Raw genomic sequence first — 22,684 nt, forward strand, 5'->3', positions numbered from 1 at the left:
GCACCGGCCCGGCGTCCCCGGTGAGCGCCCTAGTCGCAGGTCACCGGCTCGACGGCGGGATCGGCCTCGGCGTCGACCTCGCCGCCCCAGCGGGCCAGGTTGTTGCTCGGGACCTGACCGGCCGAGGTGAAGGCCCCGCCGACCCAGAGCCCGTCCGTCGGGACGGCCAGCGCCCTGCCGACGACGTACCCGTCGTCGTCGGGTCCGCCGAGCCCGTCGGCGGGCGCCTCGCCCACCGGCCACCAGGTGCCGGTCGCCCGCTCCAGCCGGGCGACCCGTCGGGCGGGCGTGCCGCCGACGGTGGTGAACTCCCCGGCGGCGAGCAGGTCGTCGCCGTCGGCTGCGAGCGCGTACACCTGCGCGTCGCAGTCGCCCAGCGGCTCCCACTCCCCCGTGGTCGAGAAGTGCCACACCGCGAGGTTGGCGGCGGGGAAGCCGGGGCTCTGCGGGGTCGCCGCGCGCAGGATGCCGGCCTGGTCGAACCACCCCCCGACGTGCAGGTCGCCGCCGACGACCTCCAGGGCGCGGACCCAGCCGGCGGCGCCGTAGCGGCTGACGCCCGGCAGGACGAAGTAGCCGGACAGCACGTCCGCGGGGTCCTGCGGGGCGGCGGTGTCGAACATCGTCAGGCCGTGCAGACCCTCGACGATCTTCGCGCCGAGGTGGTTGAACCCGTTGAACCAGCCGCCCACGACGAGGTACCGGTCCCCGATCACCGCCAGCGCGTTGACGGCGTGGTCGTACAGCGGACCACCGCCGACCGCGCCCCACGCCTGGGTCTGCGGGTCCCAGACGGCGAGGCCGCCCACGAGCAGGCCGCCCGCGAGGGCGAACTCGCCGCCCGCGTAGAGGCGGCCACCCAGGACGGCGAGCGCGTGCACGTCACCGTCGGTGCCGTCCCCCAGCGGCGACCACCGCGCGCCGTCCCACCGGGCGACGTTCGCCGCGGGGACGCCGCCGGCGGAGCTGAACGAGCCCGCGGCGTAGACGTCGTCGCCGAGGCGCGCCAGCGCGAAGACCTGGCCGTGACCGACGTCGGCCGCCACACCGCCGGCGAGGTCGTCCCAGGCCGTGCCGCTCCAGCGCCCGACGGAGCCGAGCCGCACGGCACCCGCCTGGTCGAACAGGCCGCCCGCGATCACGCCGTCGCCGTCGACGAGCAGCGACTGCACCTCGCCGCCGCTGAAGTAGCCGGAGTGGGGACCCTGGCCGAGCATTGTCCAGCCCGCCAGGCTCCAGATGCCCAGGTGCTGCACCCGCAGCGGTCCGGCGTTGTCGAAGTCGCCGCCGACGAGCACGCCGGACTCATCCGCGCCGTGCGGCGTCAGCGTGCGCACGACGTTGTCGAGCTCCTGCGGCACGCTCCAGGACGTCCCGTCGTGGACGACCCAGTGCTGGGCCTCGAGCGGCCCGACGGAGGTGAACGACCCGCCGAGGTGGAGCCGGCCGCCGGCGAAGGCGAGCGCGTGCACCGTCGCGTACTTGCCGCCGTAGTGGGTGACGTCCCCCAGACCCTCGAACCGTGCCTCCGTCGCCGTGTCCCGCAGGACCGCGACGTTCCACGCGGGAACTCCCCCGGCGGAGGTGAAGGACCCGCCCACGGCCACGTCCCCCGTCGCGGGGTCGACCGCGAGCGCGTGCACGGTGCCCTTGAACTCCTCGTCGCTGACGCCGGGGCCGTACGTCCGCCACGCGGGTGCGCCGGTGTCGAGCGTGCTCGTGTCGAGGGTGGCGAAGGAGTTCGTCACCTGGCCGGCGACGCTGTCGAAGCTGCCGCCGACGTGCAGCGCCGTCCCCGACAGCGCCAGTGCCCGGACGGTGCCGGGGTCCGTCATGTCGGCCGTCCCGGCCCGCAGGACGCCACCGCCGAGGTCCGACCACTCCCCCGTGGCGAGGTCCAGCGCGGCGAGGCTGCGCACGTCCCGGTCGCCGGCGCGGGCGAACGTCCCACCGACGTAGAGCCGCGTCCCGTCGCTCGCGAGCGCCAGGACCGAGCACTCGTACTCGGCCTCGGGATGGGTGATCCCGCCGCCGACGGCGGACCACGCCGTCCCGTCCCAGCGGGCGAGCCGGGCCGCGGGCACGCCGCCGGCCGTCGTGAAGTCGCCGCCGGCGTAGACCGCGTCGCCGGCGAGGGCAACCGCGCGCACCGGACCGTCGAGGCCGGACCCGAGGGCCTGCCACCCGGTGCCGTCCCACAGGGCGATGCGGGCGAAGGTGTCGTTGGCCATGCCCGCGGTGCCGTAGGTGAAGTCGCCGCCGACGACCACGCGTTCCCCCGCGACGGCGGTGGCGAGAACGGTCGGTCCGACAACGGGGCTGGCCAGGCGCGGTAGCCACCGCCCGCCCCGCGCGGCGGGACGGGGCGTGACCGGGGGCGCCGTCGGGACGGGGAGCGGCGTGCCGGGGGCGAGCACGGACAGGTCCACGGAGGTCATCGGCTCTCCTGCGACGTGGGGGACGGACGCCGCCGAGCCTGGCAGAGGGCGGGACCCTTGACCCGAGGTTTCGCGCGGAAGATGTGGCGATCGGCGGACGCGCGGATCTGGTGCTCGCACGAGAGCCCGGCTCCCTCGTGCGGACGACTGACCTCCTCCGGACCATGTCACGACCGATGGGACGAGGGACGACGCCGTCGTCGCCCAGCCGGAGGAGCGTCGATCCGACCCGCCGTCGGGAGCCCCCGGCTCGCGCTCGAGCCGACGTGGGGCTCGGCGGGACGGGCGCCCCGGGCCCGACCTCGGCGCACCAGTCAGACGTCAGGCAGGTGACGGCGGCTCGAAGCCGGCGAGCAGGGCCTCGAGCGCGGCTTGATCAGGGCCGACGAACGGCTCGGCGTCCGGGGCGGACTCGAGGGTGTCCAGGAGCTGCGACGCGGCATCGTGCGCCGCGGGCAGATGGCTGGAGAGCACGACGGATGGTTCCAGCCTACGCAGCGGCAGGAGCGAGGCGCGGAAGGCGTCGCGGTCCACACCGGTCACCCATGGGCTGTCGACCGTGGCCCAGAGCCGCTGCCCGGCGACCAGCTCGTTCGGGGGGACTTCGGCGATGTCGTCCGCGAGCGCGTACTCGGCGCTGACCATCGGGGCACCGAAGCAGTCGGAGGTGAAGCAGGTGCCGGTACGGGTGTCGTAGAAGCCTGTCGTCGCCGGGCTGTCGTAGACGGGCGGCCGGAACGCGGTGAGGCTCCGATCGCCCAGGTCGAGGGACTGCCCGGGGTTGAGCAGGAACGCCCGCTCGGGAGGGATGTCGTACTCGATCGTCAGGATCCCCATCCCGAGGAACGTCGTGATCAGCCGTGCGGATGGTGCAGCCCTCAGGACCTCCATGAGGCTTCCCGTGTGGTCACGGTCGGGGTGCGTGAGGTAGATCCACCGCAGGTCGGCCGGGTCGACGTGCGACCACAGCGCGTCGAGGAACTCCGTGCGCGAGGTCGGGAGGCCGCTGTCGATGAGCAGCGGCTGCTCCGCGCGCAGGAGGTAGGCGTTGACCGGGAGGAAACCGAGACCCGGGATCGGTGCGGCCTCGCCCAGCGCGACGACGTCGGGGGCAGGGTATGTGACGCGCATGGCTGTACTCCCGTTCCGAGGACGCTCGGGCCTGGCACCACCACGGACGACGCTCCTCCGGACCACCGGTGCGGTCAAGGGCGTCACAGCAGCACCACCCCGCCCGAGGGCAGCCGATGCCAGGACGGACGCCCCTGTACTGCGGTCGTCCACCCGCCTGTCCGACGTCGCGCGGGGGACCCCGGTCACCCCGCCGGGGCGAGCGGCAGCGACCGGACGCTGCGGAAGCGCCGGGGCTGCCCGTCGACCGGGTCCGTGAACGCGACCTCGGCCGCGAGGAGCTGCAGCGGCCGGCTGAAGTCGTCGACCGCGACGTCCTGCACGACCGGGTACAACGGGTCGTCGACGATCGGGATGCCGAGCCCGTGCAGGTGCAGGCGCAGCTGGTGCGTCCGGCCGGTGCGAGGCGTCAGTCGGTAGACGCCCTGTCGTCCCAGCTGCCCGTCCACCTCGCGCTCGAGCTCCACGCCCGTCTCGGCGTTGACCGGCGCCCCGGGCACGACCTCGGCGCACCAGGTGCCGCGCTCCTTGCGGATGTGGTTGCGCACGACGGCGGGCAGCTCCAGGTCGGGGCGCAGCGGCGCGAGCGCCCGGTACGTCTTGTCGACCGCGCGCCGCTCGAACGCCGTCTGGTAGGCGCCCCGCCACCGGCGCTCGGTCGCCAGCATCAGCAGGCCGGACGTGATCCGGTCGAGACGGTGCAACGGCGACAGCTCGGGCAGGTCGAGCTCCGCGCGCAGCCGGACGACGACGCTCTGCATGACGTGCCCGCCGCGCGGGATCGTGGAGAGGAACGGCGGCTTGTCGACGACGACGAGGCGCTCGTCCCGGTGCACCAGGTGGATCCGCCCCGGCACCTCGGGCTCGTCGCGCAGGTCCCGGTGGAAGTAGACCGACCGCTGCTGCGCGTAGGGGTCGTCCTCCCGGACCGCGCGGCCGTCCTCGCCGACGAAGCGCCCCTCCGCCAGCATCCCCGGCACGTCGACGCGCTCCGGCAGCCGGTGCCGCAGCCACGCACCCATCGTCGGCCACGGGGCCGGGCGGTTCGGGTCGCGGTCCGGAGTGCGGAGGCGGGCGGCGGGGAGGCCGTGGCGTGCCGGGAGGGGCGAGCGGGAAGGCACCCGGCGATGGTACGAGTTCCCGGTAGGGGCTCGAGCGGCGGCCCCGACGTCCACGGGCGTCGAGCGGCGCTCCGAGCAAGCGCCGAAGCGGGGCGACGTCCTCTGCGCGCGCCCCACTGTCACGACGCGGTCAGGCGCATTTCCGTCCACCGCGCCGCGCCGTGCGACAGCGCCCAGCGCCATCTCCTTCGCCGGCGGGCCGACTGCTCACGGAAGGCGCGGCTGGAGCGCCCCCTCACGGCCGGACGACCGGATCAGGGTCAGCGTCACGAGACGAGGCTGCTGTCCGGCTCCAGCCGCAGGTTGCCGGCGGCGATGCGGTCCGCGCGCAGCAGATCGTCCTCGAAATCGACCTCGACGACGTCGAACATCGACACGTCCACCGGAAGGACACGCATGCCGCGGCGAGCGATCGCCGTCTCCAGGCCCCGCTCGAAGTAGTCGGTGTCGGCGCAGACACGCAGCTCCTCGATGAGGACGGCCTTCGCGGCCGCGGACACGTAGTTGATGCCCACCGCCTCGCCGAGGCCGCCCCGGACGGTCTTGGACAGCTCCTGGACGTAGCCGGCGTCGTCGACGGTGTACTTCACCTCCTCGTCGCCGACGGCCTCGGTGTTCACGCACACGAAGGTCTCGTCGCGCTCGAGCCACGGCTGCACGTGTCGCAGGACGCGCGGGTCGAAAACGACGTCGCCGTTCATCCACAGCACGCCGCCGGGGTGGGAGGTCTCCAGCGCACGGAGCAGGCTCTTCGACGTGTTCGTGGCGTCGAACAGCTCGTTGTACGCGAAGCGCACCTCCGGGTGCGCCTGCATGATCGCGGTGGCCTGGAAACCGACGACGACCGTGATCCGCACCTCGGCCCCGAGAGCGGACCGCAGGTTGTCCATCTGCTGGCGCATGATCGTGCGCCCGTCGCGGAGCTGGGTCTGCGACTTCGGCAGCGGCCGGCCCAGCCGGGTGCCCAGCCCCGCGGCCAGGACGACGGCCTGCAGGTCGAGGGAGTGGCTCATGCGCGCGCCGCCGATGCGGGCGTGACGACGGCGGTGGGCAGGACGAGGTCGAGGACCCGGTCGGCAGCCCGACCGTCCTCGGCGTGGCAGAAGCGGTCCCGGAACGCCCCGTAGCGGTCGCCGAACTCCGCCCGGACCCCGTCGAGGTCAGCGAGGGCGTCGAGGACCTCGTCGGGGGTCGTCAGCACCGGGCCCGGCGCGATCTCGTGCAGGTCGAAGTAGAAGCCCCGCAGCACGTCGCGGTAGTGCTCGAGGTCGTGCGCGAACACCAGGATCGGCTTCCCCGTCAGGGCGAAGTCGAACATCGCCGAGGAGTAGTCGGTCACCAGCACGTCGGCAGCGAGGTACAGGTCGTTGATGTCGGCGTGGTCGGACACGTCCACGACGCCTCGGACGTCCCGACCCCGCTGCGCGTCGGGTACCAGGTGGTGCAGTCGCAGCAGCAGCACCTGTCCCTCCCCCAGGCGCTGCGCGAAACGGTCCGGGTCCAGGGGGAGGCGGAAGCCCAAGCCCGCGTCCACGCGCTCGTCGTCGCGCCAGGTCGGCGCGTACAGGACCGCGACGCGCCCGTCCTCGATCCCCAGCGCGGCGCGCACCCGGGCGCGACGCTCCGCGGCGTCGGGGGCGAGCAGCGCATCGTTGCGGGGGTACCCGGTCACCGGGACGGAGCCGGCGAACCCGAACGCGGCACGCAGCGGGACGGCGGCCGCCTCGCTCGGTCCGAGCAGGACGTCCCAGCGGGTGACGTCGTCGTCGAGGCGGGACAGCAGGTCCTCGCTGCTGAAGAGGGAGAGCGCGTCGCGGTGGATCCGTTTGAGGGGCGTCCCGTGCCAGGTCTGCAGGTACGTCGTGCCCGGACGCTTCCCCCACGCCGGCAGGTGGTTGTCGGCGACGACGAGGTCGGCCGACTCAAGAGCGGCCACGGCCTGGGGGGTGCGGACCGGGACGGTCGCGGTGCCGGCCGGGAAGTCGCCGGCGTACCGGGGGTCGGCCAGCCAGAGGTGCTCGGCGTCGATCGTCGCGCGCGACACCGCGCGCTGGTGCAGGGCACGCGGGTTGTCGCGGTAACGCCCGCCGTAGCTGTAGTAGACGATCTTCACGCTCTTCTTCCTGTCGATGAACCGGCCGCATCGTGGCGACCCCCATGCTGAAGTGTGCCTCCCGCGCGCCCCCGACGACGACGCGAGCGATCTCTCCACCCGTACCGGCTGCCACGTCACTCCACGTCCGGTGAAGAAGGCGACCCGAGACGGTGACGGGTCGCCCGTACGTTCCAGGCGGAGGCCGAGGCCCGGCCGTCGGGTGTCCGTCTCCTGGATGCCGGCGGACTGGCGTGCCGGGCAGCGACCAGCCTGCTGGTCGGGGGCTCAGCGGGACGGGTGCGACCTCTACCGTTCCTCGCCCGCCGGAGGCGTGGCCTTCACAGCGTGGAGCCACCTCCCGAGGGAACCGTGCCGCCAGGCGGTCGTCGCTGCGACGGCGCCGACCGGACTCCTTGACGCCCGTGCCCGTGCGCGAGGACGCTCGAGCCGAGGACGGGCGCGACCACCGCAGGCCGTCCACGCCGAGGCACTCGGCAGGGCACAGGGGGCTCACATGTGGCGGATGCGTATGCGCTGGAGCGGTGCGACGGCCGCGGTACTGGTGGGGAGCCTGCTGGCGCTCCCGGCCCCGGCCGCGGCGGCGCCCACCGAGGACCGGGACGACCTGGCATGGCGCCTCGGGATCCAGCTCGTGCCGAAGGGTTCGGCCGACCTGGGCCGATCCCCCGAGCTGATCGAGCCGAACCCGTTTCTCAGCCTGGTGCCGGACCCCTCGAGCATCGACCTGTACTCGTGGAAGGCGTCGTCCGCGGCGAGGTCGGCGGCGCGCGCGGCCGAGGTCGAGCAGCGCGGCGACGGGCCGCGACCCGACGTCCCCCCGCTGGTCGTGGAGGAGGAGGAGCCGGACGGGGTGCGGGGCGTGAACGACACACCGGCGACCTCGCAGGTCGTCCCCGGTTTCGGGTCGCGCCGAGGAGAGGCCTCCGCCGCCGACGTCCGCGGCACGCTCGCGCCCGGACCCGAGCCCGTGCCGTTGCCACCCGCGCCGGAGGACAACGGCTCGATCCCGCTGGCCGCCGAGACGGGGCTGCGGTCCGGTACGTCGACGCGGACGACGGGCACCATCGGTGACGGTCCGCACGGTTCGGCCGGCGACGGCACCGGTGATGCCGACTTCTACGCCGTGCGCGCCGCGGCCGCAGGGCAGCGGCTCGTCGTCGACATCGACACCGACGAAGGCGGCCTGGACTCGCTGGTCGTCGTCTGGGACGCCGAGGGTGTCCCGCTCGCGGGCAATGACGACGGGCGCCCAGGCGAGACGGACAGCTACCTGTCGTGGACGGTGCCCGCCGCCGGGGACTACTTCGTGTCCGTCTCGGACCTCATGGGCCTGCCCGAGGACCCGTTCGACTCCGGCAGCGGGGTCGGCGTCGGCACCGAGGGCGACTACGCGGTCACGTTCGGGCTGGACCCCGTCACCGACGTCGACGTCTACGCGGTCCGCCTGCGGCACGGCGACGTCCTGAGCGGATCGGTCGCCGGGTCCGGGACGCGGCTGGCCGTCTACGCCCAGGACGGCGACGCCGGCGTGCGCGAGGTGTTCGGGTCGTCGCAGGACGTGACCTTCATCTACCCGCAGGCGTCACCGCTCACGGGAGGTGGCAACGCCGTGGTCGACCACGTCGCGGACGTGGACGGCCTCCACTACGTCGCCACCGAGGGGATGGCCGGCGACTACTCCCTCACCCTCGAGGTGTACCGGCCCGGTCCCGACCTGCGGAACGCCCGGCAGACGATCTTCCTCGACTTCGACGGCGAGCGCGTCAACACCGGCGTCTGGGGCGGGCCCGGGGTCCGGCAGCTGTCGCCCCTCTCGGCCTTCGTCACCGCCTGGGGCATCCCCGCGTGGCAGGAGGGCGCGCTGATCGACCGCATCGTCGCCACGACGACGGAGAACCTCCGGCGCGACTTCGCCCGGACCGGTGTCCGGGTGAGGATCCTCAACAGCCGCGACCACGCCGACCCGTTCGGCCGGCCCCACGTCACCAGGGTGGTGGTCGGCGGCACGATCGCCGAGTCCGGCGTCCCGACCATCGGCATCGCCCAGTCCATCGATCCTGGCAACTTCGAGATGGCCGAGACCGGGCTCGTGCTCCTCGACCTCCTCTCCGCCTCGGCGGACGAGGAGTTCTCGCTCAACGCCTTCCTGCGGCCCGGCAGCGACAGACTCAGGTTCGTGGGCACCGCGCTGGGCAACGTGGTGGCGCACGAGGCGGGTCACATGCTCGGGAACTGGCACGTCGACCAGTTCAACGAGACCGCGAACCTCATGGACGCGGGCGGGAACTTCGCCCAGCTGTTCGGCGTCGGTCCCGACGGCGTGGGCGGGACGGCGGACGACCCGGACGTGGACTTCGGCGTCGACCAGCTCAACCCCATCGAGGGCTTCACGGGGTGGGAGAACACCTGGGTGCGGACCCGCTGGGCGCTCACGCCCTGAGCGCGGGCGATGCCGCGGTGGCGCCGGGCGCGGGTGGCGAGCCGGCACCGGCGAGCGCCCCCTGGGGTCGTGCCCACGGACGTCGGTGACAGAGGCGAGGACCTCCGGGGCGACGTGATGGGTGGCGACGCGTGCCGGTCACGTCCGACCTGATCACCGACGTCCTCGCCGCTACTCTCGCCCTGCCCTGACCTCGCCGTCGATCACGGCACGGACCGCACCGGAGGCTCCCATGCCCGACCACGCCGACCAGCTCGAGGCGATCCGGGGCGGTTACGACGTCGACGGCGCCGCGCTGGATCTCGGCGCCGCCGTGGCGGACGGCACGGCCCACGCCGACGTCCCGGTACGGATCCCGCTGTCGTCGCTCAACCGGCACGGCCTCGTCGCCGGCGCCACGGGCACCGGCAAGACCAAGACGCTCCAGCTGATGGCCGAGCAGCTGTCCGCGCAGGGCGTCCCCGTGTTCCTCGCCGACATCAAGGGCGACCTCTCCGGGGTGGCCTCGACCGGAGTGCCCGACGACAAGGTGACCGCGCGCGCGGCCGAGGTCGGACAGCAGTGGGAACCGACGTCGTGCCCGACCGAGTTCCTGTCCCTCGGCGGCCTCGGCGCCGGCGTACCCGTCCGGGCGACCATCACCAGCTTCGGTCCCACGCTGCTGGCGAAGGTCCTGGGCCTGAACGACGTCCAGGAGTCCAGCCTCGCGCTGGTGTTCCACTACGCCGACCAGAACGGCCTGGCGCTGCTGGACCTCAAGGACCTGCGGGCGGTGATCACGCACCTCACCTCCGACGAGGGCAAGGCCGAGCTCAAGGAGCTCGGCGGGCTCTCGGCCGCGACGGCGGGAGTCATCCTCCGGGAGCTGATCGCCTTCGCGGCCGAGGGCGCCGACGTGTTCTTCGGCGAGCCGGAGTTCGACACCGCCGAGCTGCTGCGCACCACGTCCGACGGCAGGGGTTTCGTGACCTGCCTCGAGCTCTCCGACGTGCAGGACAAGCCCGCACTCTTCTCGACGTTCCTCATGTGGATGCTCGCCGACCTGTTCCACGACCTGCCCGAGGTCGGTGACGTCGACAAGCCCAAGCTGGTGTTCTTCTTCGACGAGGCGCACCTGCTGTTCGACGACGCCAGCGAGGACTTCCTCGACTCCATCTCGCAGACCGTGCGGCTGATCCGCAGCAAGGGTGTCGGCGTCTTCTTCGTCACGCAGACGCCGAAGGACGTCCCCGGGGACGTCCTCGCCCAGCTGGGCAACCGGGTGCAGCACGCTCTGCGCGCCTACACCCCCGACGACGCCAAGGCACTCAAGGCCACAGTCTCGACCTTTCCCAGGTCGACCTATGACCTGGAGGAGCTGCTCACCACCCTCGGCACAGGTGAGGCGGTCGTCACCGTCCTGTCCGAGCGGGGCGCGCCGACCCCGGTCGCCTGGACGCGGCTCCGGGCGCCGCAGTCGCTGATGGCCCCGTCCGCCGCCGGTGTGGTCTCCGCCGTGGTGGAAGCCAGCGCCCTGCGACCGAAGTACGCCCAGGCTCTGGACCGTGAGTCGGCGTACGAGAAGCTCGTCGCCCGCCTGGCCGAGGCGCCCGCCGCCGCCGAGCCCACGCGTCGGCGGGAACCGAAGTCCTCCGACCGAGCCGCAGCGCCGCGAAAGGACCGTTCCGCGCCCGCACCAGCGCCGCGCAAGGAACCTTCGGTGCTGGAAAATGTCGTGACGTCGTCGGCGTTCAAGTCGGCGCTGCGCTCGGCCGGCTCGGTCCTCGGCCGGGAGATCACGCGAAGCCTCTTCGGGACGGCCCGCCGGCGCCGTCGCTGAAGGATCATTTGCGCTTCCGTCACGGTGCCCCTGGCGGAGATCGGCGGCTCGCCGTCCGCCAGGAGCGCCCGCAGTCCCCCGCCGCGCAGGGCGACCGCGACGGTCAGCCGCACACCTGCCGACGAGCCCGCCGCGGTGATGGACTGGATTGCCGGTCCTTCGGACCGGTGAAGGGGCTGACTGGAGGCGGTCCGGGCGGGGGGAGGATGCAGGCCAGAGCCGGCACCAGCGCAGCGAGCGCGAAGACGCCCCTGAAGGAGCGGCTCATCTTGACGCGGAGAGCCGGGCGGCCGGTACCCATCGCTTGACATGGCTGCGTGTCGGCAGGTCAGGTGCGTCGAGGTGGCGGGAATCGAAGCCGCTGGAGGCCTTCGGGACTCGTCGGCTCAACCCGGTGACCTGCAGTTTCGTAGCCATGGAGAGCCGGACAGTGTGGCGAACTGATGGTGATCGGTTGACGCCGTCAACGAGGTGTGACGGGCTGGGATGGTCGGCTTGCTCCGATCGCACGCTACGGCGGCACGCGGCTTCCGCGACCTGCCGTTGCCGCCGTGAGGAATCGGGCTCGAACGTGCGTGAGGACACACCGTTGACGACGTCAACAAGGTCCGCGTCGATCAGCCATAGCGAGGCATTGCTCTTCACCTCTAGGACGGGGCGCCGCGCTCGATGAGCTCGCCTATCCGCTCGAGCATGTTCCCGGTCGGCTGCCGCTTGGTCAGGCTCTGCAGCCCGAAGTGAGCGACGGACGCCGCGGAGCCAGCGACGTGCTGGACGAGCGCCGCGCGTGAGGACCGCATCGCGGCGCGGACGTGGTGGGCTGCTGAGCCGGCGGCGGAGGCCATCCGCAGTTGCAGCCAGCGCGCGTCGGTGTACTCGCGCCGGCGCCAATCGGGAACATGGTTGCCTGTAGGGCGATCCGTGCACACCAGGAGGACAGCGTCATCCGTCCTCAACCTTGACCGCCCGGCGTTCATAACGATCCGACGTAGTTGCCAGCAGCGCCTCGGCGACCGTCATCGAGCCCGGCGACCGTCATCGGCCACCACGGAGGCGGCCGTCCATGCGATGCGCCGCGGTCCCTTGACGGCCACTCGCCTGCGCTCGGCCGTGCCCTCGTCGCCGACACCGGATTGGCTGCGCTGCCCGGACGGGTCGACGGCCTCGGATCGCCCGCCCGCGACCGCGTCCCACAGAACCCTTCAAGCTGCAGCAACATCGATTCCGACGGCAGTGGCGGGCGTCATGACCTAGCGTGGGCACGGTCGGTCACAGCGGTTGGCTTGCAGTCGTGATGGAGCGGGGGCGGTCCGCGAATGAGTTGGACATGGCATCCTCGGGCGCGAGACGAACTCACGAACGCCAAACGCTCCCCGGGGGGTTCGGTGCTCGTCGGCGAGCTCAAGGCTAGCACTTACAGCGTGTCGTTAGGCGAGGGCCCCACTATTCCACAGGTTCATCCGCGGATTCGGTTGCTCCCTGTCGCCACGCACGAGCAATGGACACTCTTGTACGCGGAACAACACGACGGTAACTACATTGCACTCCACCTAGTCAACAGGGAGTGGGATAAGGTCCCGCGTCCTGCATTCACGCTCGCAATGAGGCGACTGGAGAACAACGGTCACTGACACCCTACGTCATTCTTAGCCGTCTTATCTGAAGATTAGCCCCTACACCTCGACGACATCGCCCCAGCCCGCCCCCATCTGCCGGCGCTGCTCCTCGGATACCGCCGAGGCGCTCACCCTCATTTTGTACACCTCTGCTCCGTCGAATGTCGCTCCAGTGAGCAATGCGCGCGTAAGACTCGCCGCCTGGAGCTTCGCACCCGTGAAATCGACGTCCTCTAGCCAAGCTCCCTCAAGTCGCGCGTCCTCAAGGCCGGCGCCAGTGAACTGCGAGCCGGACAATAGTGCCCCTCGTAGGTTTGCGCCTGGGAGGTCACTCTCTCGAAGGTCACACGCTCGCAGATCGAGGGCACGTTCGCGGACATCAGCGCGACGCCTGCCGATTATCGTTAAGGCTGCCTGAACATCTGCAGCCGGTCGCGCCGTCGCCGATGCCGGGGCGCCGGCCGCCACCAATGGCCGGCTCTCTCGTACGAAGGCAGTAAGGACTTCGGTGATAGCTGGTTGATCCAGCGGCGAGTCGCGGGCGATTCTCTCAAGGGCGAAGACCGCTCCAACACGCACTTCTCGCTTGTCACTGCCTAATTGCTCTATCGCCTTCGAATACCGATCAGTAACGTGAGCTGACCGATCCAAGGCATGAGACCGCACCGCGACGATCACCGTCGCTAGCGCCGCCGTACCGGCTACCAGGAAGACTAAGCTTGATCTTGCGGCATTGACCGATGCGAGCCGGTCCAGTTCTTTCAGGTTCCCACCCGAGGCGTCGCTGGTGAGCCACTTTGGGAGCAGCCAGATGACTAGCACTAGCAGGGCAACTGCCGCTATCGCCGATGCTGACCAAATGCCGTAACGCGCCCAGTGTCGCGCTTTGATAGGGGGGCCAGGCATCGGACTCCAATTTGTTGGCGGTAAAGACCGGCCAAGTCGGGCGCAAAGTAGTATAGCGAGTGCTAGTGCATAGCAGAGGCATCAGAGCGCGGACGCCGTGTTCCCATCTCTGGAGAGTACTCCAGTGGGCGTGAAATAAAATCGTTGACCGTGACCGCCGCGGCCGCCAATGGACCGGTCCACCGCTGCGTCACGACACAGCGAGGACCATTGGTCTTGCTGAATCCGCGCGCTTGCAATTCATCATTGACGCTACTTAAGAAGATTCGAGCCGACTGCGACTCCGTGACGTCGACCAAATCACGCTGGCCGTATATAACGAGTTCGCGCGGATTCAGTAGGGTCACGGCATCTGCGAGCACTCGTCCGAGCACGCTCCCCGCGTGCGAAAACGCCGATTGCAGTCTAGTCGGGCCTACATTCAATCCAGACACGTCCGTGATCGACGTCGCACCGAGACTTGCAGCCACCGCGTGTGCGCTCGCGACAGTCTCTAGGCAGCCCCTCCGGCCCCCACCGCAGCGCTCGCACGGTATGCCATCCGGGTCAACAATGACATGTCCAATCTCACCGCTCTGTCCGTCTGCGCCCCGAATGAGCGCGCCGTTGAATACGAGGCCAGCTCCAATCCCCTTCTCGCTTTCACTCATGTTGACAACTAGAAGACCATCCGGTGCTCCATCGCGTAGCAACTCCAGTGTTGCTAACGCCTTCGCATCGTTAGCGACTACCGTTCTGGCGTCGAAACGCTTCTGCAGCTCGTCTTCGAGCGGGAAGTGTGACCACAACGAGTCGGCCTCTATGGCGAGATCGGGCGCATATATGACCGCTCCGTCAGTCGCATTCACCGGTCCCGAGAGTTCGACACCGATGCCCATGGGCTCGACCCCGTGCTCAGCCCGGAGTCGACTGACAAGTCTCGTGCACGCCTGCATGACTGCGGTCGGATGCAAATCATGGACGGCCTCTGCGTCGACGTGGACGGGACCTGAAGTCGGACGAAGTCCCGTAACAACACCGCGCACCTCGCCCGCCCGAATGCTCAGTCCGAAGAACGAGGCAGCGTCCTCATTCAGTTCGAGGTGACCCGACGGCTCGTTTTGCTTGCTGGTGATCCATCCGAGAGATGTTAGGCCCTTAAGCGTACGATCGCGCGTCGGTTCCCGCTCGCCGGATTCATCTGCCACATTCCCGCGGGCGACGCCCGGCCGCCCGCGTTCGTTGATGAAATCACGAAGTACCTGCTGGATACTCGCCGATGCGGCTAGCCTTGCTGCGCGCACCACGCCGGCGTCGCGCCTCATGGGTGTCGACGAAATCGGCACGATGAGCTCAGCGACGGTGGTCTCTTGAGCCGCCGGTTCGATGGTAATTCGTAGTTCCAAGCCGCACGCACGCGCATACCGCTGCAGAACAGACAGGCGTGGATCGGATCGACCGTTCTCGAGCGCCGATATTGCGGCTTGTGATGCGCCGAGAGCCCGCGCCACGTCCGTCTGCTTGAGGCGGGGCTTATGAATGCTCCGAGCTGCGACGAGTGCCCGCACGAGGCCGTGACGGCTCTGCGCGTCCTCGAATGTGGAGGCAGCTGCCGAGTCGGCATCGAGTTCGCTGTCCAGGAATTGGTCGTCACCCACTGCCGTCGCGGGGGCCGGGACGTAAGCTCCCTCAAGAGTGACCAAGAAAACGTGACGGCATGCCCTAGCATAGTGCTGAAGGACTGACAGACGGGGGTCGGTCTGCCCAGATTCAAGTTCAGAGATCATGGACTGCGCCGTGCCCAAAGTCGCCGCCACGTCAGACTGGCGCATTCCGAGCTGATCTCGGATCGCCACCAACTGCCGGACGGCTTCTATGCGACGGCGACCATCAACGAAGGCTGCCTGTGCAATTGGATCTCCGACTAGTTGGGTCTCCAACCAGTCGGCCTCGGGCCGCTCAGCTTCCACTCCGTCGTGGCCTCCGCGCGCTGCCGGACTGGCACCAGGCATGACACTCCTCTCCGTGACGGCCGCGCGCCACGTCTCTGTGCTCGATCGGACCACTGCCCGTCAGGCAGCGTATCGCTCAGACTGATGCAGTAACAGTGGGGACGATACACGGGATCGGGTGATGCGGACCTCCCGAGATCCGAGGCTAGACCGGTCAGGCGATCGGTAGCGGTGCCTCATCGAGCAGGAACGCCCCGTTGAGGACGAGCGCTGGGGCGAGCCGATCGACGTCGCACTCGTGACCGAGGCCAGCGAGGGTCGGTGCGAGCGGGCCCGAGAGGGCAGCCAGCGTGTCGCCGTGCTCATGTCGACCGAGTAGCCAGCGGCCTGCGCACCCCATGCCCGTCTGCGCGTCGACGTCGCGTGTGCCTGCGGTGCTGCGCGGCGCAGTTGAGTTCGTGTCGGCCAGGCAGCCGAAGCCGCCTCGAGGCCGGTGGCGGCCGTGTCGCTGCTCAGGCTGGGACAGCACGCACGGCAGTGCGAGTTGGAGTGAGACGGCTACCACGGGGACGCATGCGCAACGGGGACTCGACAGCAATTCGTAGCGCTGCGCGCGCGGTGACCACTGACTGACCCGCGCGATGGCGTCGCGGGCAGTTACAAGGGGCGCATGGACGGCAAGACCGGGTGCGGTCCGCGCGGTGGTCGGAGGACGAGGGAGCGCGATCGCCCAGTTCGAGGCGCTGTGGCGAGCCTGGAAAGCCGCCCGCCTGGACGGCGTCGGCGCCACGCTCGGCTGGTGGCGCGAGGCCGACCACCACATGGCCGTCCGCATGGACACCAGCGTGCCCTTTTCGAGCTCGTCGGACACCAACAGCAAGAGCGAGCCCCTGCCATGCGAGTCACCACCGCCGGGCATGTTGCCCGACGTCCGCGCCCCCTTGTGAGGCACCGCGTCTCGCCGGCGATGGCCTAGTCCGGACCGGCTACGCGGCCGCGATGATCTGCCGCCGCAGCGCCTGGGCAGCGCCGCGCAGCCTTTCTGTGAACTCAACGTTGGACGGCCGCGTAGCACTGCGGCCGTCGTCGCCGTGAAGCTCACGGGTCTTGGGCAGGCTGCCGGGTGGCGGAACTGCCAGGCACGCTTTCAGCCGCCTGACATCGGCCAGGGTGACGACGATGTGCTCGGTCACTAGCGACGCATGCATCTCGAGGACCGCGTTGACGGCCTTTAGGTCGTCGCACGCTCCCGTCGAACGGGATCGGCGGCGAGCTCCGCTTGAGCAGCATCGGCGCGCTCCTCGGCACGGCGCGTGTCCTCACGGGCGTGCCGCAAGCCCACGACCGCAGCCACCGTGACCGCGCCGTTGACCACAACCCCGAGCCAGTCGGGAACCGTGCGAACTCCAGATTCATGAGCGGACGGACCTCAACGGCGGCCTGCGCCGTGGCCTCGGGTCCGTGAGGTCTTGCGTGTCGAGTTGATCTACGGCTCGAGCGCGCGTAGCAGCTCGTCGCGGTAGGCGTCGCTCAGATCGATCTCGTAGGTGGTGCTCTGCCATGAGAGCGCGTACGTGCGTGCTCCCTCGGAGCCGTCGAGGTCGTCGACGGTCGTGACGCGGGTCTGTCGGGCCATGCGATGATGATGGCGTACTGACGACCACGGCCGAGGCGGCCCGCCCGGGGCGGCGGCAACAGCTCCACCGACGAGCCGGAGAGCGTCGACGATGGCCACCGGGGCGCGTTGTCCGCCGCGAGGGACACCTGGGCGGCGAACACGAGCACGGCGAGAACGAGCAAGCACGTCCGACGAGCGAACGCGCGGCTGTCCGACGCCGACGAGAATCGAAGCCGCTGGGCCCCTCTCCGACGCGTCGCCTCGGCCTGGTGACCTACCGTCGTGTGACCCGGTGCCGTCGAGTCGTGTGGCTATTCAAACCTCATCGGTTGACCGCATGAACGAGTTCGACGGCGCGCCGCGCCTCGGAGCTGCCACGCAGACCCTACGCGGGCCAGGCGCAGGGCGGATCGGATGCCCCCGACGATCCGGCTGTGTCCGTTAGTGCCAAGTGCTGAGCGCAGTACTGACGCAGCGCCTCGAGCTTTCCTCGCTGCACGACCAGTTGCTGACCGCGGTCGGCATGCCGCTCGTACGCGTCACCGAGCCGATCCGCGAGGTCAACGAGGTGCTCGACCGGAACCAGTGTGCCGATGGACGCTCGACCTTCCTCGCCGCTGACGCAGGCGTGATAGACGCCGAGGAGCTCCGCGGCGCGTGCGGGTTCACTCGGCATCAGCGCCGCCGCAAACCGTGGCACGAACTCGACGGCGTTGAAGACGGCGCCCTGGGCGAGGTGGTCGTTGATGGCCGCGGCCAGGTCGGTGGCGGCCGTCGCGTGCTCGCCGAGCAGGAACGACGCGAATCCTCGTTGTCCGGTCAGGTCGGCCAGACTTTCGCGCACCCCCATCGACGACGCGAGGGCCAGCCCCTCCTCGGCTGCGTCCAGGGCCTTGCGCGGGGCGGTCATAACATATGCCTCGCTGAGGTTTTTCAGCAGAGAGAGCGTGCACAGCATGCCTTCGGGCCGTGCTATGTCCAGTGCCTGCTCGTAGGCGTGCGCGGCGCCGAAGGGGTCGCCCGCGCAGTCGCGGACGATGCCCGTCGCATCGTGCAGCAGGACCTCGAACATTGAGTCGTCCACACCGCGGCCCAGCGACTCCGCCTGCGCGAGCTCCTCGACCGCCTCCTCGACCCGTCCGGCCCCGGCCAGCAGGATGGCGGAGTAGCACGTGCAGAAGAACAGCCGTCGGGCATCCCCGAGGTGCTCGGCGAGCCGGCGCGCCCTCTCGAGCATCGGCGCGGCCGCCGTGGACCCGTCCCGCAAGGACCGCAGGATGGCCAGCGAGTAGGCCGCGTCGGCCTGTCGCCCGATCGACGTGCTCGGCCCCTCGAGCGCTCGCTCGAGCCACTGCTCCAGCTCGCCGCGGGGCCCGTTGGCACGCCACATCGCGAATATGCCGACGACTAGATCGGCCTGCAGCTCGTCCTCGCCGGCACCCGCCGCCCAGCGCACGGCCTGCCTCAGGTTGGGACGCTCCGCCATCCACGCCCGCCAGTGCATGGCCAGCCGAGGCAGTCCGCTCTGGTACTCCGGCGGGTCCATGAAATCGCGGTAGTAGACGGCGTGCCGCCGGCTCAACGCCTCCGTGTCCTGCTGGCTGAGCAGGTCGGCGGCGTACTCCCTGATCGTCTCGAGGACGGAGAACCGGGTCGTCGAGTCCGGCATGCGGGTGCGCTGCACCAGGCTGTTGTCCAGGAGCGACTCCACCCTGCTGAGCGCGGTTTCGGTGTCGAGCTGCGCGACGGCAGCCGCGGCTGCCAGCGTGAAGCCACCCCGGAACACCGTCGTGCGCAGGAGGAAGTCCGCGTCGACCGCCGACAGTGCGCTGATGCTCCAGGCGATGCTCGCCCGCAGGCTTTGCTGGCGTTCCGGGTAGTCCCGGTCGGCTCCCGACAGCACCCGGCTGGACGTCGCCAGCTGCGCCCGCAGCTCTCCTGGCGAGAGGCCCCCCACGTGCGCCGCGGCGAGCTCCACCGCGAGCGGCAGGCCGTCGCACCGTTCGCAGACGGCGGCGATGTCGTCCACCTCCGTCGGCGTCGGCTCGAAATCGGGATCGGAGGACCGTGCGCGCAGCACGAAGAGCTCGGTCGCCGGACTCCAGCCGTCTGGCGTTGTCGTGGGCAACGGCCTCACGGTGTACCGCCGCTCGGCTCGCAGGCGCAGTGCCTGCCGGCTGGTCGTGAGGATGACGACGCCTGGCGCCTCGGCCAGCAGGCCGGACAGTGACGTGGCAGCCCCAAGCAGGTGCTCGAAGTTGTCGCAGATCAGAACGGCACGGCGGCTCGAAAGCGCTAGCTCGGCGGCCTGTTGCGGGTCCTCGCCGGCGCTGACCCCGAGCGCCTGACAGATGATCGGCGCGACGTCCTCGGGCTTCTCCGCCTGCGCCAGGGGAACGAAGATGACACCGTCCTGATAGTCCCCCGCCACGGCACGAGCGACTTCGACGGCAAGGCGCGTCTTGCCCACCCCACCGGGGCCGAGGAGAGAGAGCAGTCGCGTCTCGGGTTCGGCCAGGATGCGCGCCACGGCCTCGACATCACGCTCCCGCCCGACGGTCCGATCGGCGAGGAGCGGAAGCGCTGCCGAACGGCTCCCGCTGGGCACCTCCTGAACCGGCCGGACCGGCTGGGTACCGGGGACCTGGTTGAGCACCCGGCGCTGCGCCTCCTTCAGGGTCGGCGACGGGTCGACACCGAGCTCCTCACGCAGGACGACTCGTCCCGTCTCGAAGACCTGCAGTGCCTCCGCCTGGCGGCCGCACAGGTACAGGCACTCCATCAGCAGCGCGCGCAGTTCCTCTCGGAGCGGGTTCGCCGCGACGAGCGCCTCCAGCTCGGGCTCGACGTCGTGGTGCCTACCCAGCTGGATGTCCGCTTCTAACCGGTGCTCAAGCGCCACGAGACGTGAGCTCTCCAGCCGACTCGCTTCGGACTCGGCGTACACGGCGCCCCGCAGACCGTGCAGGGCCGGGCCGTCCCACAACGACAGTGCCGCCCGCAACGTCGCCGAAGCGGCTACCGCATCGCAGGCGTCCAGCTCAGCGACGCCACGCCGCGCCGCGGTCTCGAATTCCTGGAGGTCGATCGCGACCCGCGGACTCAGGCGGTACCCGTCACTGGACGTTAGTATCGACGCCCGGCCCAGAGCGCCGCGGAGGTTCGAGATGTGAACCTGAATGGCGTTGTCGGCCGATTCGGGTGCGCCTTCGCCCCAGATCGCGCGGACTAGCGCCGGCCTGCTGACGACATGGGGGGCCCGAAGAGCCAGAAAGGCCAGCACCGCCATCCTTTTCGCCCCGCTCAAGGGCACGGAGCCGCCGTCTCGCTCGACACAGATTTCGCCGAGCAGCCGCACCCGCACATCGGACACGTCGTCGGCGCGCTCAGATGTTGCCTTGCGGTGCTCCATGGCTGCCCCCATCGCCACCGGTGCGACCTGTGCCCCGAAAGGTTCGCACCTCCGAGTGACACCCACAACACGGACAGCGCTGTGCTTTCGCGGGGGCTCAGCGGGACGATGACAGTGCTTCGGGAGAGGCAAAGACCTCGGCCCAAGCCGGTGAGCGGTCGACGGCCGACGCGTCCTCATGACACGACATGGCCGACCGCGGCGCGGTCCCCGTCACGGGACCGCCAGGCACACACCTCGCGACGGACCCCCGCTTCAGCGCCTCTTCAGCTCCGATGTCGCTTACCTACGCCCGGCCCCCCGCGCTACGGCAGTCATACCTCGGCCATCACCTCTGGCCGGGCCTTCACCCCGGTGCACGTCACCCCAGTGCACAGCCCATCGCCAAACGGTCGACGGCGAAGCCAGACCGCTTCCGCCTGCCTAGACCGTGCGCTCGCGCACGACGGAACGCCCTGGAGACCCACGACGTGCTACGCCCTACTCTCTCGAGCCCCGTCCATCACGGTCCTCGCCGCAGTGCTCGGCGACTCGGGCCCGACACCCATGGCCGCCGCCGGGGACCAGCGCCTGCTCCCGCCGCCGACGCCGGCGTCTACAGCGGAGCACGGACGACGAATTACGGCGGGAGCACCCCGGCCAGGGTGGACTCTCAGCCACCGCCGACCGTCCCTCGTTCCTGAAGTCCCCCGCAGCCGGCATGCCTATCGGAGAGTGCGTCACCGCGGCGAAGGTTCCCTTCTGCTCGCCGATACCATCGCCGCGCCCGGTCTGGGGCGGGAACTGTCGGCGGCGCTGGCCCCGTGGGGCCGGTCCGGTGCCGTGCAGGACCCGGCGAAGGTGGTCCTCGATCTCGCCGGTGACGCTCGCCCTGGGCGGTGACTGCCTGGCGGACGTGGCGGTGCTTCGCGCCGAGCCCGGTACGGGCCGGTGGCGTCGGACCCGACGGTGTCGCGCACAATTATCGCGCTGTCCGCCGACGGCACTCGCCGCGATGAAGGGAATCAACACAGCTCGGGCCGCCGCCCAGCGCCGGGTGTGGACGCTGGGCGGCGAGCACCCACCGGACCACGCCAACGACTCCACCTCGCGGTCAACGATGTGGACGCGACCTTGGTGACCGCGCACTCGGACAAGGAGCACGCGCGCCCGACGTTCAAGCGGGGGTACGGGTCCCGCTGATCACGTTCGTCCATCACGGCACTGCCGACACCGGTGAGCCGTTGGCCGTGCTGCTGCGGCCGGGGAACGCCGGGCGAATACCGCCGCCGACCAGATCATTGCGGTGCGCGACGCGGTGCGGCGGCTGCCCGGGCACTGGCCCGTGGCCGGCCCGGGCGCAGGGTGCTCATCCGCACCGACGGCGCCGGCGCCACCCACGCCTTCATCGAATGCCTGACGGCGCAACGGTTGTCGTACTCGGTGGGGTTCACCCCGCCTGACATCAGCCCAAACCTGCTGCGACGCATCTCCGAGCAGGTGTGGACCGAGGCGTACGACGCCCATGACACCGTGCACGACGGGCGTGGGTCGCCTAGCTCACCGAACAGCTCGACCTGCCAGCCTGGCCAGCCGGGATGCGGGTGCTCGTGCGCAAGATGCAACCGCACCCGGCGCCCACTTGCGGTTGACGACGTCGACGCCATGCGGATCACCGCGTTCGCCACCAACACCCGCGCCGGGGGCCCGAGCACCCAGTTGACCGACCCAGAGCTGCGCCACCGGCACCGGGCCCGCTGCGAGGACCGGATCTGGATCGCCAAGGACACCGGGCTGACGTACCTGCCCTTGCACTCCTTCGCCGCCAACCAGATCTGGTGCCCCATCGTCACCCTTGCACTCGACGTAACCGCGCGGATGCAGTCCCTCGCCCTGAGCGGTCACCACGCCCGCCGGTCGGAACCCAAGCGGATAAGGCTGCAGCTGTTCACCGTCCCCGCAGCCCCGGCCCGCACCGGCCGGCGCATCCTGCTGCACTCGCGGCCCGGGCACGCTGGGCCACGTGGCCACCGCCGTGCACCGACTACGCGCCCTCACCGCGCCCGGCTGACACCACGCCGACCGTCCCGATGACCCGCGCGCGCCCAGGGACCATTGCACCGGCGCCGACCTGAGGCGACACCGAGGCGCCTGTCA

General features: G+C 70.5%; 15 protein-coding genes and 1 pseudogene. 4 read left to right on the top strand and 12 right to left on the bottom strand.

Annotation, left to right across the window (positions count from 1 at the left end; translation table 11 throughout):
* Nucleotides 1–29: 29 nt before the first annotated feature.
* The 5 genes from CAE01nite_RS18125 to CAE01nite_RS10240 all read right to left on the bottom strand — a co-directional run bounded on the left by CAE01nite_RS18125 (nucleotide 30) and on the right by CAE01nite_RS10240 (nucleotide 6,803).
* The gene (locus CAE01nite_RS18125; RefSeq protein WP_186816513.1) at nucleotides 30–2,438 is read right to left on the bottom strand and encodes a hypothetical protein; all 2,409 of its coding nucleotides are present in this window, start codon (nucleotides 2,436–2,438) and stop codon (nucleotides 30–32) included.
* A gap of 321 nt (nucleotides 2,439–2,759) precedes the next feature.
* Nucleotides 2,760–3,569 (bottom strand): MBL fold metallo-hydrolase, encoded by an 810-nt coding sequence (locus tag CAE01nite_RS10225; protein ID WP_146903619.1) that lies wholly within the window; start codon nucleotides 3,567–3,569, stop codon nucleotides 2,760–2,762.
* A 185-nt stretch (nucleotides 3,570–3,754) separates the two neighbouring features.
* Nucleotides 3,755–4,591 (bottom strand): pseudouridine synthase, encoded by an 837-nt coding sequence (locus tag CAE01nite_RS10230; RefSeq protein WP_307724989.1) that lies wholly within the window; start codon nucleotides 4,589–4,591, stop codon nucleotides 3,755–3,757.
* Between the two features lie 365 nt (nucleotides 4,592–4,956).
* Entirely contained in the window at nucleotides 4,957–5,703 is a 747-nt protein-coding gene (locus CAE01nite_RS10235; protein ID WP_146903624.1) for a phosphocholine cytidylyltransferase family protein, read from the bottom strand.
* A complete protein-coding gene (locus CAE01nite_RS10240) occupies nucleotides 5,700–6,803 on the bottom strand; it encodes a CDP-glycerol glycerophosphotransferase family protein (protein WP_146903627.1) in 1,104 nt (367 codons plus the stop codon). The genes CAE01nite_RS10235 and CAE01nite_RS10240 overlap by 4 nt, the downstream gene beginning before the upstream one ends.
* Nucleotides 6,804–7,299: 496 nt before the next feature.
* Between CAE01nite_RS10240 and CAE01nite_RS10245 the strand changes: the two genes are divergently transcribed.
* Both CAE01nite_RS10245 and CAE01nite_RS10250 read left to right on the top strand, forming a co-directional pair.
* Nucleotides 7,300–9,246, top strand: a complete 1,947-nt coding sequence (locus tag CAE01nite_RS10245) for a PPC domain-containing protein (protein WP_186816514.1) — start codon at nucleotides 7,300–7,302, stop codon at nucleotides 9,244–9,246.
* A 232-nt stretch (nucleotides 9,247–9,478) separates the two neighbouring features.
* Complete coding sequence (locus CAE01nite_RS10250) at nucleotides 9,479–11,065, top strand: helicase HerA-like domain-containing protein (RefSeq protein ID WP_146903632.1); 1,587 nt, start codon at nucleotides 9,479–9,481, stop codon at nucleotides 11,063–11,065.
* A 647-nt stretch (nucleotides 11,066–11,712) separates the two neighbouring features.
* Here CAE01nite_RS10250 and CAE01nite_RS10255 read toward each other — a convergent pair.
* The 4 genes and pseudogenes from CAE01nite_RS10255 to CAE01nite_RS18950 all read right to left on the bottom strand — a co-directional run.
* Nucleotides 11,713–11,865: a hypothetical protein gene (locus CAE01nite_RS10255; RefSeq protein ID WP_186816515.1), complete on the bottom strand. Its 153-nt coding sequence runs from the start codon at nucleotides 11,863–11,865 to the stop codon at nucleotides 11,713–11,715.
* A gap of 873 nt (nucleotides 11,866–12,738) precedes the next feature.
* Nucleotides 12,739–13,587, bottom strand: coding sequence for a pentapeptide repeat-containing protein (locus CAE01nite_RS18945; protein ID WP_146903637.1), 849 nt, complete (start codon nucleotides 13,585–13,587; stop codon nucleotides 12,739–12,741).
* A gap of 62 nt (nucleotides 13,588–13,649) precedes the next feature.
* Entirely contained in the window at nucleotides 13,650–15,224 is a 1,575-nt protein-coding gene (locus CAE01nite_RS10265) for an ROK family protein (protein ID WP_246131131.1), read from the bottom strand.
* A gap of 69 nt (nucleotides 15,225–15,293) precedes the next feature.
* A pseudogene (locus CAE01nite_RS18950) lies at nucleotides 15,294–15,578 on the bottom strand (helix-turn-helix domain-containing protein); the annotation flags it as partial.
* A 641-nt stretch (nucleotides 15,579–16,219) separates the two neighbouring features.
* Between CAE01nite_RS18950 and CAE01nite_RS10270 the strand changes: the two are divergent.
* Entirely contained in the window at nucleotides 16,220–16,465 is a 246-nt protein-coding gene (locus CAE01nite_RS10270; RefSeq protein ID WP_186816518.1) for a DUF4913 domain-containing protein, read from the top strand.
* Between the two features lie 39 nt (nucleotides 16,466–16,504).
* Here the strand turns inward: CAE01nite_RS10270 and CAE01nite_RS10275 are convergent, their stop codons facing one another.
* The 3 genes from CAE01nite_RS10275 to CAE01nite_RS10285 all read right to left on the bottom strand — a co-directional run bounded on the left by CAE01nite_RS10275 (nucleotide 16,505) and on the right by CAE01nite_RS10285 (nucleotide 20,548).
* Nucleotides 16,505–16,711, bottom strand: a complete 207-nt coding sequence (locus tag CAE01nite_RS10275) for a hypothetical protein (RefSeq protein ID WP_146903646.1) — start codon at nucleotides 16,709–16,711, stop codon at nucleotides 16,505–16,507.
* Between the two features lie 293 nt (nucleotides 16,712–17,004).
* Nucleotides 17,005–17,154, bottom strand: a complete 150-nt coding sequence (locus tag CAE01nite_RS10280) for an Lsr2 dimerization domain-containing protein (RefSeq protein WP_146903649.1) — start codon at nucleotides 17,152–17,154, stop codon at nucleotides 17,005–17,007.
* Nucleotides 17,155–17,521: 367 nt separating this feature from the next.
* The gene (locus tag CAE01nite_RS10285) at nucleotides 17,522–20,548 is read right to left on the bottom strand and encodes an AfsR/SARP family transcriptional regulator (RefSeq protein ID WP_186816519.1); all 3,027 of its coding nucleotides are present in this window, start codon (nucleotides 20,546–20,548) and stop codon (nucleotides 17,522–17,524) included.
* A 1,344-nt stretch (nucleotides 20,549–21,892) separates the two neighbouring features.
* Here CAE01nite_RS10285 and CAE01nite_RS10290 point away from each other — a divergent pair.
* Nucleotides 21,893–22,621, top strand: coding sequence for a transposase (locus tag CAE01nite_RS10290; RefSeq protein WP_186816520.1), 729 nt, complete (start codon nucleotides 21,893–21,895; stop codon nucleotides 22,619–22,621).
* Nucleotides 22,622–22,684 lie beyond the last annotated feature (63 nt).

The sequence above is a fragment of the Cellulomonas aerilata genome (genome assembly GCF_007991755.1).
In the GTDB taxonomy this organism is placed as follows: Bacteria; Actinomycetota; Actinomycetes; order Actinomycetales; family Cellulomonadaceae; genus Pengzhenrongella; species Pengzhenrongella aerilata.